Annotated in this window: 10 protein-coding genes; all 10 read right to left on the bottom strand. The window is 57.9% G+C overall.

All coding sequences use genetic code 11. From position 1 onward, the window contains the following. Window positions 1-32 precede the first annotated feature (32 nt). The 10 genes from recD to lgt all read right to left on the bottom strand — a co-directional run bounded on the left by recD (window position 33) and on the right by lgt (window position 15,438). Window positions 33-1,871, bottom strand: coding sequence for an exodeoxyribonuclease V subunit alpha (recD, locus tag ACXIZX_RS14840; protein WP_479404434.1), 1,839 nt, complete (start codon window positions 1,869-1,871; stop codon window positions 33-35). Continuing rightward, window positions 1,868-5,407 carry an exodeoxyribonuclease V subunit beta gene (recB, locus tag ACXIZX_RS14845; RefSeq protein ID WP_479404435.1) on the bottom strand — a complete coding sequence of 1,180 codons (3,540 nt, stop codon included), beginning with the start codon at window positions 5,405-5,407 and terminating at the stop codon, window positions 1,868-1,870. Before recB ends, recD begins: the two co-directional genes overlap by 4 nt. Next, window positions 5,404-8,301, bottom strand: a complete 2,898-nt coding sequence (gene ptrA / locus ACXIZX_RS14850; protein ID WP_479404436.1) for a pitrilysin — start codon at window positions 8,299-8,301, stop codon at window positions 5,404-5,406. Before ptrA ends, recB begins: the two co-directional genes overlap by 4 nt. 107 nt (window positions 8,302-8,408) lie before the next feature. After that, window positions 8,409-11,789, bottom strand: coding sequence for an exodeoxyribonuclease V subunit gamma (recC, locus tag ACXIZX_RS14855; RefSeq protein ID WP_479404437.1), 3,381 nt, complete (start codon window positions 11,787-11,789; stop codon window positions 8,409-8,411). A 69-nt stretch (window positions 11,790-11,858) separates the two neighbouring features. Then, window positions 11,859-12,200, bottom strand: coding sequence for a prepilin-type N-terminal cleavage/methylation domain-containing protein (locus tag ACXIZX_RS14860; protein WP_479404438.1), 342 nt, complete (start codon window positions 12,198-12,200; stop codon window positions 11,859-11,861). Next, complete coding sequence (locus ACXIZX_RS14865) at window positions 12,133-12,555, bottom strand: DUF2509 family protein (RefSeq protein ID WP_479404439.1); 423 nt, start codon at window positions 12,553-12,555, stop codon at window positions 12,133-12,135. Before ACXIZX_RS14865 ends, ACXIZX_RS14860 begins: the two co-directional genes overlap by 68 nt. Continuing rightward, window positions 12,552-13,091, bottom strand: a complete 540-nt coding sequence (locus ACXIZX_RS14870; RefSeq protein WP_479404440.1) for a prepilin peptidase-dependent protein — start codon at window positions 13,089-13,091, stop codon at window positions 12,552-12,554. Before ACXIZX_RS14870 ends, ACXIZX_RS14865 begins: the two co-directional genes overlap by 4 nt. After that, the gene (locus ACXIZX_RS14875; RefSeq protein WP_479404441.1) at window positions 13,082-13,552 is read right to left on the bottom strand and encodes a prepilin-type N-terminal cleavage/methylation domain-containing protein; all 471 of its coding nucleotides are present in this window, start codon (window positions 13,550-13,552) and stop codon (window positions 13,082-13,084) included. The genes ACXIZX_RS14870 and ACXIZX_RS14875 overlap by 10 nt, the downstream gene beginning before the upstream one ends. A 213-nt stretch (window positions 13,553-13,765) precedes the next feature. After that, window positions 13,766-14,560 carry a thymidylate synthase gene (thyA, locus tag ACXIZX_RS14880; RefSeq protein WP_179452240.1) on the bottom strand — a complete coding sequence of 265 codons (795 nt, stop codon included), beginning with the start codon at window positions 14,558-14,560 and terminating at the stop codon, window positions 13,766-13,768. Beyond that, complete coding sequence (lgt, locus tag ACXIZX_RS14885; protein WP_008109262.1) at window positions 14,557-15,438, bottom strand: prolipoprotein diacylglyceryl transferase; 882 nt, start codon at window positions 15,436-15,438, stop codon at window positions 14,557-14,559. Before lgt ends, thyA begins: the two co-directional genes overlap by 4 nt. Between the last annotated feature and the right edge of the window lie 38 nt (window positions 15,439-15,476).

Consider the following 15,476-nt stretch of genomic DNA (forward strand, 5'->3'; position numbering starts at 1 on the left):
TCATGCCGACCTTGTCCATCACCGCACCACATTTACTCCCCGCTCAACCGCTCCAGCAATCCACTTCGCCGCTGGGTGCGCAACTGCACGGCACGGCGGAACACGCTGTCATCGCTATACAACGTCAGCTGCTTACGTGCGCGGGTAATCGCGGTATAAATCAGTTCGCGCGTTAACACCGGCAGAAACTGTGCCGGCATCACCAGCGCCGTGTGATCAAACTCCGAACCCTGCGATTTATGCACCGTCATCGCCCACGCGGTATCGTGGGTCGGCAATCGGCTCGGCTGCACCGCTTTAATGCTGCCGTCCGGCAACGGGAAGAACACTTTCAGCAGACCTTCCTCGTCAAACAGCGTAATGCCGATATCTCCGTTAAATAGGCCCAGCGCACTGTCGTTACGCGTCACCATCACCGGACGTCCCTGATACCAGCGACTGCCGCCGGTTGGCCGACGAATCAGCTGCAACTGCATCAGTTTCTGCTCAATACGCTGGTTCAATCCCTGCACACCAAACGGTCCTTCACGCAGCGCGCACAGCAGCTGATAACGGCCAAACGCTGCGATAATCTCGGCAGGATCCGCACGTTGGCTAATGAGTTTCAGGAAAGGCTGATAACCGGCGGCAATCTCCGTCAGCATCGCCTGATACGCATCCGCATCCTGCAGAGGTTTACGGCTGATATCGCTGAACCCTGCCTGGAATGCCGCTTCAACCCCCTTTGCATCTCCGGCGTTAACCGCTGCGGCCAGTTGGCCAATGCCGGAGTTGGCGTCAAAGCGGTAGCTTTTACGCAGCAGACAAATCGCGTCGCGTACGGCGGGCGCGCTGATGTCATCAATGCCGGCGACCTCGCTGCCGGTGAGCGCGCTCAGCTGCTCAGCACGCATCGGGCTGTAACCGGCTTCGGCACAGCGACAGATATCACCGAGCACCGCGCCCGCTTCCACCGATGCCAGCTGATCGCGATCGCCGAGGAACACCACGCGCGCCTGCGCTGGCAATGCGGCAATCAGATTCGCCATCATGCCAAGATCGACCATTGAGGCTTCATCCACCACCAGCACATCCAGATGCAGCGGATTCCCGGCATGATAGCGCAGGCGTTGCGTTTCCGGCTGCGCGCCCAACAAGCGGTGCAGCGTGGTGGCCTCGGCAGGAAAGCGCTGCCGCTCCGCCTCACTCACCGGCAGCTTTTGCAGCGCCTTGCCCAGCGATTCGGTGAGACGCGCCGCCGCTTTGCCGGTTGGTGCAGCTAACTGAATACGTAACGCGCCTTCACTGAGACGGATCAGCGCCGCCAGCAGTTTTGCTACTGTGGTGGTTTTGCCGGTGCCCGGACCGCCCGAGATCACTGCAGTTTTCTGCGTCAGCGCCACCGCAGCCGCAATCTTCTGCCAGTTATCCGGCTCGGTGCCAAACAGCTGATCCAGCACTTGCCGCACCTCTTCAGCCGCAAAAGGTTGTGCTGTCGACGGTGACAGAAAGAAGCGCGCCACCTGCCCTTCGTTGTGCCAAAGACGATGCAGATAGAGACGATCTTCGCTCAGCACGATGGGCGCCGCTTGCTCGCTGCTACTCAGCGCCGACCAGCCGCCTAAAATTGCGGGCCAATCCTGCGGTTCGCCTGCCGCTTGCCAGATGGCCTGCGCCAGCTCCGCATGACGCCCTTTAAACAGGTTGTCGCGGCTTAGCTGTGATAACGGCAAACAGACATGCCCATCTCCCGCCTCCGCACTCAGGCACGCCGCCAGCAGCAAACGCGCTGGTTGCTCGTCATCGGCCAGCAGTTGGGCGAACTGGACATCCAGCGAGCGCAGCAAACGCAGCTCAGCTGCCTGCGCTAAAAGCGCGGTCATGCAGCTCATGCTGTCGCTCCCGGCCCGCGAAACAGGCTATCCAGTTGTGAAATGAAGTCGAAGGTGGGACGGGTATGGAACACGCCGTTGTCTGGCGAGCTGCCGTCCATGCCACGCAGGAAGAGATAAAACACGCCGCCGAAATGCTGCTCATAATCGTAATCCGGCACGCGATGTTGTAAATAGCGGTGCAGCGCCAGCGTGTAGAGCTGATACTGCAAATCGTAGCGGTGGTCGATCATCGCCTGCTCCATTGCCTGCGGCGTGTAAGCTTCATGGCTGTCGCCGAGCCAGTTGGATTTGTAATCCAGCAGGTAATATTTGCCCTGCCAGCGGAACACCAGATCGATAAAGCCTTTCAGCATGCCCTGCACCTGACGGAAATCGAGCGGCGGAGCCTGCGCCGATAACGCATCCTGAGAAATTAACGCGCTCAATTCACGCGCGGTCAGCACGTTGTCAATTGGCAGATAGAACGCCATCTCCACCAAACGATCGCAGCTCTGAACCTGCGCCAGATGAATGCCCTGCGCGTTGAGCGGCGTGCTTAATACGCGCGTAATCCACGCACTGAGCATCGGCAGCCAGTGCAGCGGATAGCCGTTTTGCTGCAGATGTTGCGCCAGCATCTCTTCAGAAGGCGGCTGCGGGAAATCCAGCGATTCAAACAGCTCATGTAAAAACGTTCCCGGCGCAGCACCGCGCGGGAAGTGATGTGGCGTTAGCGCCGCCTCCCCTTCCTCTTCACGATCCTCTTCGCCCGCCGCTTCGACATCAAAATTCGGCATCACCTCAAGCAGACGATGAGCACTGTGCTGCTGCAAACCGGAATAACTGGTGACGCGCCACGGATCGGCCAGCACACGCGTTACGGATCGCGCGCCCAATTCACTATCAGCGATAGCCTCAACCTGCCAGCGCTCGGCTTGCATATCTTCTGCCAGCACCACATCGGTGCCCGCCGCGTCCATGTCATGCAGTAACGCACCGAGCTGTTCGGCGGTCGCCGCTTCGCCGCGCTGCAACAGAAAACCGAGCGCGCTTTTATGCAAATCGCTCTCGCCCTCTTTCTTGCGCGTGCCGCGAAACAGCGGTGCCACGCCGACGCTGCAGTGATAGATCGAACGGGTTAACGCCACGTAGAGCAGACGTAAATCCTCTGCCAGACGCTCCTGTTCGGCCAGCGCCAGGCTCTGCTCGTCGGCTTGCAGATCCAGCACCGCGTCAAAGTTCTCACGATCGTGATAGAGCGCGGTATCGGCCTCGCGGAAACCGGCGGCAAACGGCAGCCACACTAACGGATATTGCAGGCCTTTAGATTTGTGGATGGTGACGATCTGCACCAGATGGCGATCGCTCTCGAGACGCAGCTGCTGGCTGGCAGACTGGCTGTCCGGACGCGCGATCTGCTGTGCCAGATGACGCACCAGCGCATGTGGGCTATCCAGCTGCGCAGCCGCTTCCTGCAGCAGTTCGCCCAGATGCAGTAAATCCGTCAGCCGACGCTCGCCGTTCTCCGAGGCCAGCAGATTTTCCGCCAGCTGACGCTCCAGCATCATCTCGCGCAGCATCGGCAAGACGCCACGCTGCTGCCACACCAGCTGCCAGCGGGCAAAGGTATCAACCAGTTCATCCCAGCCGCGCGCATCCTGATCCAGCGCATCCAGCTGCGAGGCATCAAAGGCAAACAGCGAGGTTGCCAGTGCGGTGCGCAGCATACGCTCCTGCTCCGGCGCCAGTACCGCCTGCAACAGCCATAACAGCTCGCGCGCTTCCGGCGTGGTGTATACGCTATCGCGATTCGACAGGTAAACAGACGGAATCCCCAGCAGATTCAGCGCTTCGCGAATGAGGTTGGCTTCATTACGGCTGCGTACCAGCACGGTGATGTCTGAGGCTTGTACCGGCCGCAAATTGGGCGCTTTGCCCAGCATCGCGCGCTGCTGCTGCCCGGCCTGCAACCAGCGACTTATATCGGCCGCACACTGCTGCGCCATACGTTGTTGATAATCGCCAACGCTGCAGCCTTCGCCCGGCTGCAGCCAGAAGCGTAACGCCGCTTGCTCAACCTGATCGATGCTAAGAGACAACGGCTGGTTCGGTGGTGCGAACTGCACCGGCTGGAACGGGATCTCGGCGAACAGGAATGGCGCGTCGAGGCGTGCAAACAGCTGGTTGACGCTATTAACCATCGCTGGCGACGAGCGCCAGTTGGTGTCCAGCGTGTAGTGCGCACTGACTTCACTGCGCGCGCGGATATAGGTAAAAATATCCGCGCCACGAAATGCGTAAATCGCCTGTTTGGGATCGCCAATCAGCAGCAGCGCATGCGCTGGCTGATTGATATAAAGCGTGCGGAAGATGCGATATTGCAGCGGATCGGTGTCCTGAAACTCATCTATCAGCGCCACCGGGAAACGCTGGCGAATCGCCTGAGCCAGTTGCTCACCGCTCGGCTGTTGAAGTGCTTCGTCGAGGCGGCTCAGCAGGTCATCAAAACCCAACAGTGCCTGCTGACGTTTCTCTTTGCGCACCGCAGCGCGAACCTCTACCAGCGCGCGCGCAATCACCAGATCGCGCAGCGACAGCGGTTGGGCAAGGAAAGTGTCGATGGCGTCAAACACAGTGTGATGCGGCGGATTGCCCTTTTTGGTCTTCTCTTCAAGCATGCTCTGACCGAAGCGCGCCAGTTCGGCAGGCACCTGATAATCACGCGTTTCGCTCTGCGCCCAGAAGCTGACTTTGTTGACCCAAACCGGCAAATTTTTGCTGCTGTAGCTGCGCTTATCCACATCGGATTGCCCCACCAGCGTCAGCACCTCTTCACCCACCGCCAGCCATTGCGCTTTCATCGCGGCGATACGCGCCAGATTTTCGCTGTGGCGCGAAGCCAGAGTTTCACTGTCGGCAGGCGGCAGACGCAGGCTGGGAGATTCGCCCTGCAACCACGGACGCAAAGTGGAAAGTAACTGCTCCGGGCCGCTCCATTCGCTGACAATCACCCGCGCGACATCCAGCGTCAGCGGATAGCAGTGACGACGCCAGAAATCGGCGGTCGCCTGGCGCAGCAGTAGCTGCTCATCCTCAATCAGCTGTTGTTCAAACAGCATGCCAGACTCAAAGGCGTTGAGATTCAGCATGCGCTGGCAGAAGCCGTGGATGGTGAAAATGGCGGCTTCATCCATCTGGCGTTCGGCGGCCAGCAGCAGCGAAGCGGCATCGGCGGGTTGCGGAATCTCCTGCAGCAGCTGCATCAGCACCGGGTTGCCGCTGACGCCGCGCAGGCAGGCGAGCCGCAGCTCGTGGATGTTGGCGCGAATACGCCCGCGTAGTTCAGCGGTAGCGGCCTCGGTAAAGGTCACCACCAGAATCTCTTCTACCGACAGCGGACGCGAATAAGCATGTTGTCCGCCCAATCCCAGTAACAGCCGCAGATAGAGCAGCCCGATGGTAAAGGTTTTACCGGTTCCGGCTGAGGCCTCAATCAGACGCTCACCGCGCAGCGGCAGCGTCAGAGGATTGAGCGATTCAGGTAGCAGACTCATTGCGCGTCACTCTTTACGGGCAACGATTGCTGCAGCTTCTGGACCTCATCCCATGTGGTCCAGCCCGGCAGTTGCGCGTAGTCATCTTTGGTCGCGCCATCATGGCTGCCGCCAATCTGCGAAATCATCGCCATGCCTGTTTGTGCTAAGACCGCCTGATGGAAGAAGTCGGCCAGACCGGCTGGCGTCAGTTGCTGAATTTGCTCAATCGCTTTTTCACGCGTATCGAAAGCAAAGTTCTGACGTTTAAAGTCACGGTTAAAGCGGTTCGCCTCTTCATCCAGCGTTTGCGGGCGCTGCTTCATATCGTTGATTAGCGCCTGCTGATACTGGGCAAAATCTTCCGCTTTCATGCTGCGCAGACGCTGTTCAGCCTGCGGATAAAACGCCTGGAAGCGTTGCAGTAAAAACGCCGGCTGCTTGCTGTTACTTTGCAGCAGGAAACCGATGCCCCATTGGCGTCCAATCGGCATCTGATACGCAAACACCGCATAACCGAGCTGCTCTTCGGTGCGCAATTGGTTGTAGAACCAGGGTTGAACGATCTGGCTCAGCATGGTGCTGTTAGCCATGCTTTGATATTCGCTGTAGCCCAACGGCACATATAGCGCGGCCAGCGCCGAATCAGTGCTGCTGCCGGCTTTTTGCAGATTGGCCTTCATCGCTTTATCCACCGTCACATAATCACTGTGCCAGTAGCCGTGACCATCGCTCTGCAACTGCTGCTGCAGTTCATCGCCGAGCTGTTTAACGCGATCGGCAGAGAGATTGCCCACCACCATCATCTCGGGTGTTGCATGATGAATCAGCGCATCGCGGTAATCGGTGACCTCTTTCAGCGTGATGTCCTTCACCAGTTTGCGGCGCGTTTCACGCTGGGTGTAAGGCAGCTGCGACAACATCTGCATCGGCTGAATCGCCTGCTCAAACGCTTTGCCCTTCTCTGCTGCTTCCAGTCGATCCAGATACCAGGATTTGGCCTGCTCCAGCTGCTGCTGATCCGGCGTAAAGGTGGCGTAACCTTCCACCAGCTTCTTCAGCAATTCCGGCAAACGTTGGGTAAAACCACTGGCGCTAAACACGATGCCATCATCTTCCCCGGTGGAGAAACTGATGCCGCCAACCGAGGCCTGCGAATTCAATTCATCCAGCGCCAGGCTGGAGAGATAGTCATTCAAGCCAAACAGCACCTGCTGGCGCGCATCGCTAATCGCGGATTTGTTGCGCAGCGCCAGGGTGATAGCGGCTTTCGGTTCGCTGGCAAACATCTGACTTGGCATCCAGTAAATACGCATGCTGTCGCCATTGGTCAGTGCTACCGGATGATCGTAGGTTTTGCCATCGGAGGGAATGATGGAGAAATCCGACGGAATGTAGGGATTCAGCGTGGGCATCGACAGCTGGAGCTGTGCGGCGCGTTGCTGCCAGTCGCTGAACTGGGCATCGCTGATTTTGTCCACCTGATACGGCGCATTCACAAAGTAGGCCTCTTTGTTATGCGGCTCCTGCGGGCTGATGTACCAGATACGCGCGTTCTGCGGCGTCATTTCATCGAGACGCGTTTTGATTGCGGCGGGATCGAACTGATCGGCCAGATACGGCGCATCCAGCGTGTGTTCAACCGGCACCCGCAGCATGGTATCCACCAGCCACTCGATGTAATCCATATCGCGGGTAATTGATGGATAACGGAAATCCAGCGCCAGCACGTGGGAGACTTCATCGAAGTACTCTTTGCTGATGCCTTTACTGCGCAGCATATCAAGGTAGTTGAACACCGCAGCGACCACTTCATCGCGCTGCGCCAGACCTTTGTCGGTTAACGAGACGCTGATAGCAAAGACGCCGCTATTTCGCTCGGTCATTGGGTCAGCACCGGCACTGACGCCATCCGCCAGCCCCTGCTTTTGCAGCCAGTCGTTCAGGGTGTTTTTACTGCGATTGCCGAGAATGTAGCTGATCAGCGTATCGGTTTTGCTGCGGAACTGGCCGCTGTTGTTCGGGATGCGGAACTCAATTTTTAACTGCTTGCGCGGCTGGGCAGGCACGTAATGGATAATGATGCCCTTCTGCGCGTCGGTCACCACCGGCACGTCAATCTCTGGCACAGTGGTCTGATGATTAGCCACACGACCAAAGGTTTTCGCCGCAATGTCGGCCATCTCTGGCAGCGGTTTGTTGCTGTAGATCACCGCCTTCATCAGATTGGCGGAATAATGGCTGTGATAAAAATCGGTCAGCGCCTGATGTAATTTGCTGTCCGGCTTGTCACTTAACGTATCGAGGTTGCCGCCGGAATAGCGCGAACCCGGATGCGCAGGGTTAAGGGTTTCTGCGCCCACCTGCGCCATGCGCAAGCCATCGCGTGAGCGAGCCATGGTGAGTTCTGCGTTGACCGCATGGCGTTCACGATCGGCATTAACCGGATCGAGCAGCGGTTCAGCAATCGCATCGGCCAGTCGGTCTACCGCTGGCTGCAGCGCACTGTTTTCCACTTCCAGATAGAACGCCGTGCGATACGACGCGGTGCTGGCATTGTGGCTGCCGCCATTTTTTTTCAGGAATTCGGCGAGGTTATCAGGCTGTGGATAACGCTTTGATCCCATCAACACCATGTGTTCGAGATAGTGCGCCAAACCCAGTTGCTGATTAGGATCGTCCAGCGAACCGATCGGCAAGGTCAGCGCCGCCAATGATTTAGGCGCTTCGGCATCCGAGACCAGCAGCACGGTCATGCCGTTGTTTAACGTAATCGCCTGGTAACTGCGTGGATCGTGATCGCTTTTACGAATGGTGTCATTGATGGGTTGCCAGCCGCGATCGGTATCGGCAAAGGCATTCAGCGCTAACGTGCTCAGCAGCAGCGCTCCAATCCAGCGTGCGTAAATCCGCATTTAAACCCCTTACGTTACCCTTTTCCGCTGGCTGTGTGCCCAGCGGTGAAATAGACAAACTTTCTTATCGTGTCAGGAACAACCTCAAACGAGGCCGTATTCCCTTGCTATTCATCATTTTGATGCGCCAGGCGCACCGGCAAATACCATTGGCGTGCGGCGGCAGTTATCTCCTGCACGGCATCATCATCCAATGAGCGACTCAGGCGTTGCAGATAGGGATCGCTGCCCTCGCCTTCCACCTGGAAACCACCCTGCCAGGCTTGCAGCAATTTGTTAAGTGCCTTTTTCTGCGTTGCTTCGTCTTCCAGCAACTGCTGTGACTTGCTATCAAAGCTGGCTTCCAGCCAGGCACCGCCGGACTTATTCAGTAGCATCAGCGGCTGGACTAATCCGGTCTGATAACCCGCAACATACTCATTCAGCAGCGACAGCGCCTGTTCAGCAGGCAGCGCCGCGAAGCGCCAGTGACTCTGTTTACGGCCGTACATGCGGCTTTCACCGCTGCCGCCCAATGCGCAATACACCAGATGTTCCAGCCATAACAGCAGGCCATCATTCATGTTCAGCACGCCCGGACGCCAGCGCAGCAGGCCATCAGCTTGCACCTGCGTCAGCCAGCCGGTCAATTGCACTGCGCCGAGCGCCAGATTGATTTCCCAACTTTCGGCTGGCTGGCGTTGACCGCTCACCTCGGCGGCCACCTCCTGCATCTCTTCGGTCTGGCTCTGCCAGAAAAGTTCCCCGAATGCGCCATAAGGCAGATTGCCTGCGGCGCGGTGACGCGCATACAGCTGCGCCGGATCGTCACCATTGACCAGCGTATTCAGCAGTTGGGCGTTGATTTGGTAGCGTTCCAGGCTATCAGGCGCGAACGGTTCGCTGTCGGGCAGCTCACTCTCTTCCATCCAGAAAGCCACACCCAAGCGCTGCTGGAACCAGGCGCGCACCGGATGACGCCAGAAACGCAGCAGTTGCTCCAGCGACAAGGTTTCTAACGGTGCAGGCAGCAAGGGCTGCACAAAATCAGGTTGTGCCACGCCGCTCCCGCTGGCCGCTGGCAGCCACTCCGCAGCAAAGCTTTGCCCGGGTGCGCCCGGTTGGAAGTTCTCTGCGGCAAACGGCATGCGGCTATGCAGCTTTTGCAGATGTTCGCGCACGCGTTGCTCGCTGATATCGGGTTCAAGTGCCTCATCACCCGGCAACCGGAAGCTTTGTCCCAGATAATCTACCAGCTCGCTCACTAATACCGATGGATAGCGCTCCGTGTTGTCCTGAATCGCCCGGCCAATGTAGCTGATATAGAGCTGCTGCTGCGCCGAGATCAACGCTTCGAGGAACAGATAGCGGTCATCATCGCGGCGGCTGCGGTCGCCTTTGCGCATCTGTTGCTGCATCAGGTCGAAACCAAGCGGTGCTAAGGTGCGCGGATAGACGCCATCGTTCATGCCCAGCAAACACACCACTTTGAAGGGAATCGAACGCATCGGCATCAGCGTACAGAAGTTGATGGGTCCGGCGAGAAAACGTTGGCTGATGCGCTGTTGATCGAGGCGTGAACGCAGCTCATCGCGCAGCAGCGTAACCGGAATCGGCTGTTGATACGCCGCCTGCATGCCCTGTTCGATAATCTGTTTCCACTGGGTTTCCACCAGCAGTAGCGCGGCTTCACTTTCGGCGTCTCCGCTAAAGAAGCACTCAATCAGCTCACGACACAGCGGCTGCCACTCTGCCAGCGTACGTTCTTCTGTCAGACGCGCACGCCACTCTTCCAGTCGCGATAGCAATTCGGCCAGATGACCCGCCAGCTCAGCGATCAAACCGCTGGATTCGTCATACGGCAGAATCCCTTGCCAGTCACCGTTGCGGCTCTCCAGCGCATAGCCGAGCAGCATGCGCTGCAGGCCGAAGCGCCAGGTGTGTTGTCCGGTTACCGGCAGCGCCAGCGCTTCCACGCTGGCATCATCCAATCCCCAGCGAATGCCGGATTCCATCACCCAACGGCGCAGCAGGCGCAGCCCGCTTTCATCCACCGAGAAGCGCTGCGCCAATGCAGGAACCTCAAGCAGTGCCAGCACATCTTCGGAGGCAAAACGACTTTCAGGCAGCGACAGCAAGCTGAGCAGCGCCAGGATCGCCGGGTGCGCCTGACTGGCGCGACGGTCGGAGATGGCGAACGGCAAATAGCGTTCGCTCGGTGCACTGGCAAAAGCGGCCTGAATAAAAGGGGCGTAGCTGTCGATATCCGCCACCATCACGATGATGTCGCGCGGCTTGAGTTCGGGATTGGCCTCCATCAGCGTGAGCAGATGATCCTGCAGCACTTCAACTTCACGCTGAGCGCTATGACACACCTGCAGCGTGATCGAGCGATCGTCAGGATCAAGCAGGCGTTTCTCGGCGCTGTTCGCCAATTCTCCCGCATTAAGGCCAATGACCGCTCTATCGTCCAGATTGAGCAGATCTGCTTGCAAGCTGTGCAGCAGATTGTCTTGTGGCATCTCTACGAAGGCATCAATGTCGTTGGCGGAGGATTCCATCTGGCTCAGCAGAAACAGGTTATCTCGCCCCAGTTTGCCCCATGACGCCAGCAGCGGATTGGTCAGCTGCTGCTCACCGATGTCGTTAAACAATGCCGACGCGCTAGCCGGATCGCGGAACAGCGGCTGCAGCTCATCCGATTGTATGCGGCGGCGCTGGCGGCTTTGCAGCTTCGCCAGGAAGGCATAATCCTGAATGTCGCCCCAATAATGACGGCAGGGATTGGTGAACAGCAGATGGATATCAATGTGCCGACCCAGCGCTTCCAGCGCCTGGAGATAGACCGGCGGCAGCGCGGAAATACCGCAAATAAATACGCGCTGCGGCAAGCCCGGCGGCGGCGTTTCCGCCTGTTCCAGCTTTTGGATGAAGCGCGCATAGAGATTGGCGCGATGCCACATCGGCTGACCCAGGCTCACGGTAAAGTTGACCAGATCGCACCACAGCGGCGCCTGCCACTGCTGCGATTCACCCAAGCCATCAATCATTTCACCGCGCTCCCAGCTGTTGAGCCAGTCCGAGCGATACACCAGATATTGGTCAAACAGGTCAGCAACACGGGCGCTGAGCTGATACAGCTTGCGTTTGTCGTCGTCATCATTGAGGTAGTGACGCAGCGGCTGGAATGCATCCTGCTCCAGCAAAGTTGGCAAGCGATGCATCAGCTTCCAGCTCATGCTGGCTTTAGTGAAGGCGCTCTCTTCAGGAATATCGGGCAGCACCTTAACGAACATGTTCCAGATGAAGCTGGCAGGCAGCGGGAAATCGATGTTGGCGGCAATGCCAAAACTGTTAGCCAGCTCCATTTGCAGCCACTGCGCCATACCTGGGCTTTGTACCAGCACCTGCTCAGCCGCCAGCGGATCGGCCAGCGGTTGATTTTCAATCAGAATTCCTGCCAGATTTTTCAACAGATCAAGCTGATTTGAGTGATAGACCCGGAACATATTTCTCCTAAACACAAGACAACAACGCAGCCGAGCCACTCTACCGTTTATCACCTGCGATGCCTACCGCTAGTGGCAATTGAGCTGCGCCAGTGAGGCGGAACGCTGCTGTGGACCCGTAACCGTAATGCGCTCCAGCGTACAGCCGCCCGCCAGGCTCTGCTGCTGGCGCTGACTCTGCCATCCCTCAACCTCACGTCCAAGCAGCGCCTGACCGGCAACACGCCACGCCTGACGCTGCTGCCACTGCTGGCTAAAACCCAGCGCCAGCACGCGATGATATTGCAGCAAGGTGCTGATGGTCATCGCCAGCAACAGCATCGCCACCAGCGTTTCCGCGAGGCTAAAGCCCTGCTGCTTCTGGCTGGCACAGCGCCGGCTGCGACAGCGGACAGTAATCGATCCAGCCATGCGCTTGCGGCTGTGGTTGCGTGTTGGGGATTGATACCCAACGATAGAGCCACAGCCCGCGCCCTTCTCCATGTCCCGATAACAACGCATTGTCATCCTCCATTCGTAGCAGGCAGCTTTGCCACTGCTCTGCTGTCCATTGCTGGCATTGCCAGCCGGTGGCCTGCGGCCAGTTTTGCACGCTGCCCCACTCTAACGCCGCCTGCGCCTGCCAGAAATCCTGACTGTGCTGCTGCTCGTCAGCCACTAATACCATGCTTTGCGAAAGCTGAGTCCGCGTGGCGTGTAGCGTCAATCCGCCCATCAGCAACATCATCAGCACCATGCCCAGTGTGCTATTGCCGCGCTGCTTCACAGATTGATTCCTTCAATCCAGTTTTCCAGCTCCACGCTTTGGCTGTTGGCGTGTCCCGCCAGTTGCAGCACCAGACGCGTTCCTTGTCGTTCAATCTTGAAGGCATCGATGGTGAGAAATGCCGGATCGGAGAGTTTCTCCCAACCGCTGCTGTTGCACTCATCCACGCCACGCTGCATTTCAAGCTGTCCGCTGCGCAGCCGATAGCCGTAATAATCACTTTCACTGTGACCCACACCTTCCCAGCGCCCGTTGCTGTTCTCATCCCAGCGCAGCAGCACGCAACTGCCGCTGACGGCGAGCGTCAGCGCCGAACCGCTGCACTGGCCGTGGCAGTAGCCGGCACGGCGCAGCGCTTTTTGCAGCGTATTGGCGATCTGCTGCAGCTCCTGCTGCAACTGCACGCGCTGTTGCAGGCGCAGATTCTGCTCCAGCAGCAGCGGTAAAAACCGCCCGACGCTGACCATCAGTACCGCGCCTATCGCCATGGCAATCAGCATCTCCAGCAGGCTGAATCCGCGTTGCGCTATTCGCATCCTTTCTCTCCCGGCTGACAGGCACGAATGCGCGCTCTGGCGGAGATGATTAAGCGCCAGCGTCCGGTCGCACTGGCGAGATCGATGCTGCCGGGACGTGCGACATCACGCCGACCGTAAAAACCAACGTCACCGGTGATGGCGACAATGCGCACACTGTCGTGCGGTGGTTTAAATAACCAGCGCGAGGGCAATGCGCAGCCTTCTGCCGGTTTGGCTCCCACGCCAAGACAACCGTTTTCACCGCTTTGTAGCCACAGCGTGAGATCGCGATTGTGCCAGTTAGCATGGGCGCGCAAACGCAGCAGAAATCCCTGCAGTTGCAGTACGCTGTCGCGCAGCTGTTGATACTGCTGCCAGCGCTGCCAGCCATGTAGCGCGCCAACGCTAAGTATGCCGGCGATCACCATCACCAATAACAGTTCGGGCAAGGTGAAGCCGTAGTTATCGTTTCTGTTCATGGCGGGTAATGTGCCCAGCGGCATGGGGTTGAACAAGCGAGGGAAATCAGCGTTGGAAAACGTTGTGCAGGGAATCGGTTGAGGTGTGCAGTGGGATACAGCGTTTTGTGAGGCGGGTTCAGGATTAAGGTGCGGCTGGGGAGTGAGATGCAGTGAGGATTGAGGTGCGGGTGAGTAGAGGTCGCCATGAATGGCGACCCTACGAGAGTGGCTTTAAATTGCGACGGGCGCTTTAATCGCTGGATGCGGATCGTAACCTTCAATCTCGAAATCATCGAACTGATAATCGAAGATAGAGGCTGGTTTACGCTTGATCACCAGCTTCGGCAACGGACGCGGTTCGCGCGTCAACTGCAGGCGTGCTTGCTCTAAATGGTTGCTGTACAGATGGGTGTCGCCACCGGTCCAGACAAAATCACCGACTTCGAGGTCGCACTGCTGCGCCACCATATGCACCAGCAGCGCGTAGCTAGCGATATTGAATGGCAGACCAAGGAAGATATCGCACGAACGCTGATAGAGCTGGCAAGAGAGCTTGCCGTTCGCCACGTAGAACTGGAAGAAGGCGTGGCAAGGTGCCAGCGCCATTTGATCCAGCTCGCCCACGTTCCACGCCGAGACGATGATGCGGCGTGAATCCGGGTCACGCTTCAACTGCTCAATCACTTTACTGATTTGATCAATCTCTTCGCCCGAAGCGCTGCCCCAGCTGCGCCACTGCTTGCCGTACACCGGGCCAAGATCGCCGTTCTCATCTGCCCATTCGTCCCAGATGGTGACCTTGTTCTCTTTCAGGTAACCAATGTTGGTTTCACCTTTCAGGAACCACAGCAGCTCATGAATGATCGAGCGCAGGTGCACTTTCTTGGTGGTGACCAGCGGAAAACCGTTCTGCAAATTGAAACGCATCTGGTGGCCAAAGATGGAGAGCGTGCCGGTGCCGGTACGGTCGGCCTTTTCTGCGCCTTCATTCAGCACATGTTGCATTAGGTCCAGATACTGTTTCATTTTACCTCACGAGTTTGTTGCTGCGGGCGACGACGATACGCCCAGATCATCATAATCACACCGGCCAGAATCATTGGGATCGACAGAATCTGTCCCATGCTGACGCCGCCTTCAAACAGGCCAAGCTGTGCATCCGGCTGACGGAAGAACTCCACGATAATGCGGAAAGCGCCGTAGCCAATCAGGAACAGGCCCGAGACGCTGCCCATGGGGCGCGGCTTGCGAATAAACAGGTTGAGAATGATGAACAGCACGATGCCTTCGAGGCACAGCTCATACAGCTGCGATGCATGACGCGGCAACACGCCGTAGGTGTTCAGCAACTCCTGGTACTGCGGATTATTGGCCGCCAGCGCGATATCTTCGCTGCGTGAACCAGGGAACAACATCGCGTATTTGAAGTCGGGTGCCACGCGGCCCCACAGTTCGCCGTTGATGAAGTTACCGAGACGACCGGCACCCAAACCAAACGGGATCAGCGGTGCAATGAAATCCGCCACCTGGAAGAAAGTGCGCTTGGTGCGGCGTGCGAAGATCAGCATCACCACAATCACCCCAATCAGGCCGCCGTGGAACGACATGCCGCCATCCCAGACCTTGAACAGATACAGCGGATTTTCCAGGAACAGCGGCAGGTTGTAGAACAACACATAGCCGATACGTCCACCGAGGAATACGCCGAGGAAGCCCGCATACAGCAGGTTTTCCACTTCCTCTTTTTTCCAGCCGCTGCCAGGTTTGTTGGCGCGTCGCGTCGCCAGCCACATGGCAAATACAAAGCCCACCAGATACATCAAGCCGTACCAGTGAAGCGAAACCGGTCCGATAGAGAAAATTACCGGATCGAATTGGGGAAACGAAATGTAGCCGTCAGTCATCTTTCACCACTGTTTTTTTCTGCCCTGAAACGGGTCTG

The organism is Candidatus Pantoea symbiotica (assembly GCF_056491525.1).

What these genes read in the sequence shown, in the direction of transcription:
- recD (WP_479404434.1), bottom strand. Translation starts at nt 1,871, where the DNA reads ATGAGCTGCATGACCGCGCTTTTAGCGCAGGCAGCTGAGCTGCGTTTG.
- recB (WP_479404435.1), bottom strand. Translation starts at nt 5,407, where the DNA reads ATGAGTCTGCTACCTGAATCGCTCAATCCTCTGACGCTGCCGCTGCGC.
- ptrA (WP_479404436.1), bottom strand. Translation starts at nt 8,301, where the DNA reads ATGCGGATTTACGCACGCTGGATTGGAGCGCTGCTGCTGAGCACGTTA.
- recC (WP_479404437.1), bottom strand. Translation starts at nt 11,789, where the DNA reads ATGTTCCGGGTCTATCACTCAAATCAGCTTGATCTGTTGAAAAATCTG.
- ACXIZX_RS14860 (WP_479404438.1), bottom strand. Translation starts at nt 12,200, where the DNA reads ATGGCTGGATCGATTACTGTCCGCTGTCGCAGCCGGCGCTGTGCCAGC.
- ACXIZX_RS14870 (WP_479404440.1), bottom strand. Translation starts at nt 13,091, where the DNA reads ATGCGAATAGCGCAACGCGGATTCAGCCTGCTGGAGATGCTGATTGCC.
- ACXIZX_RS14875 (WP_479404441.1), bottom strand. Translation starts at nt 13,552, where the DNA reads ATGAACAGAAACGATAACTACGGCTTCACCTTGCCCGAACTGTTATTG.
- thyA (WP_179452240.1), bottom strand. Translation starts at nt 14,560, where the DNA reads ATGAAACAGTATCTGGACCTAATGCAACATGTGCTGAATGAAGGCGCA.
- lgt (WP_008109262.1), bottom strand. Translation starts at nt 15,438, where the DNA reads ATGACTGACGGCTACATTTCGTTTCCCCAATTCGATCCGGTAATTTTC.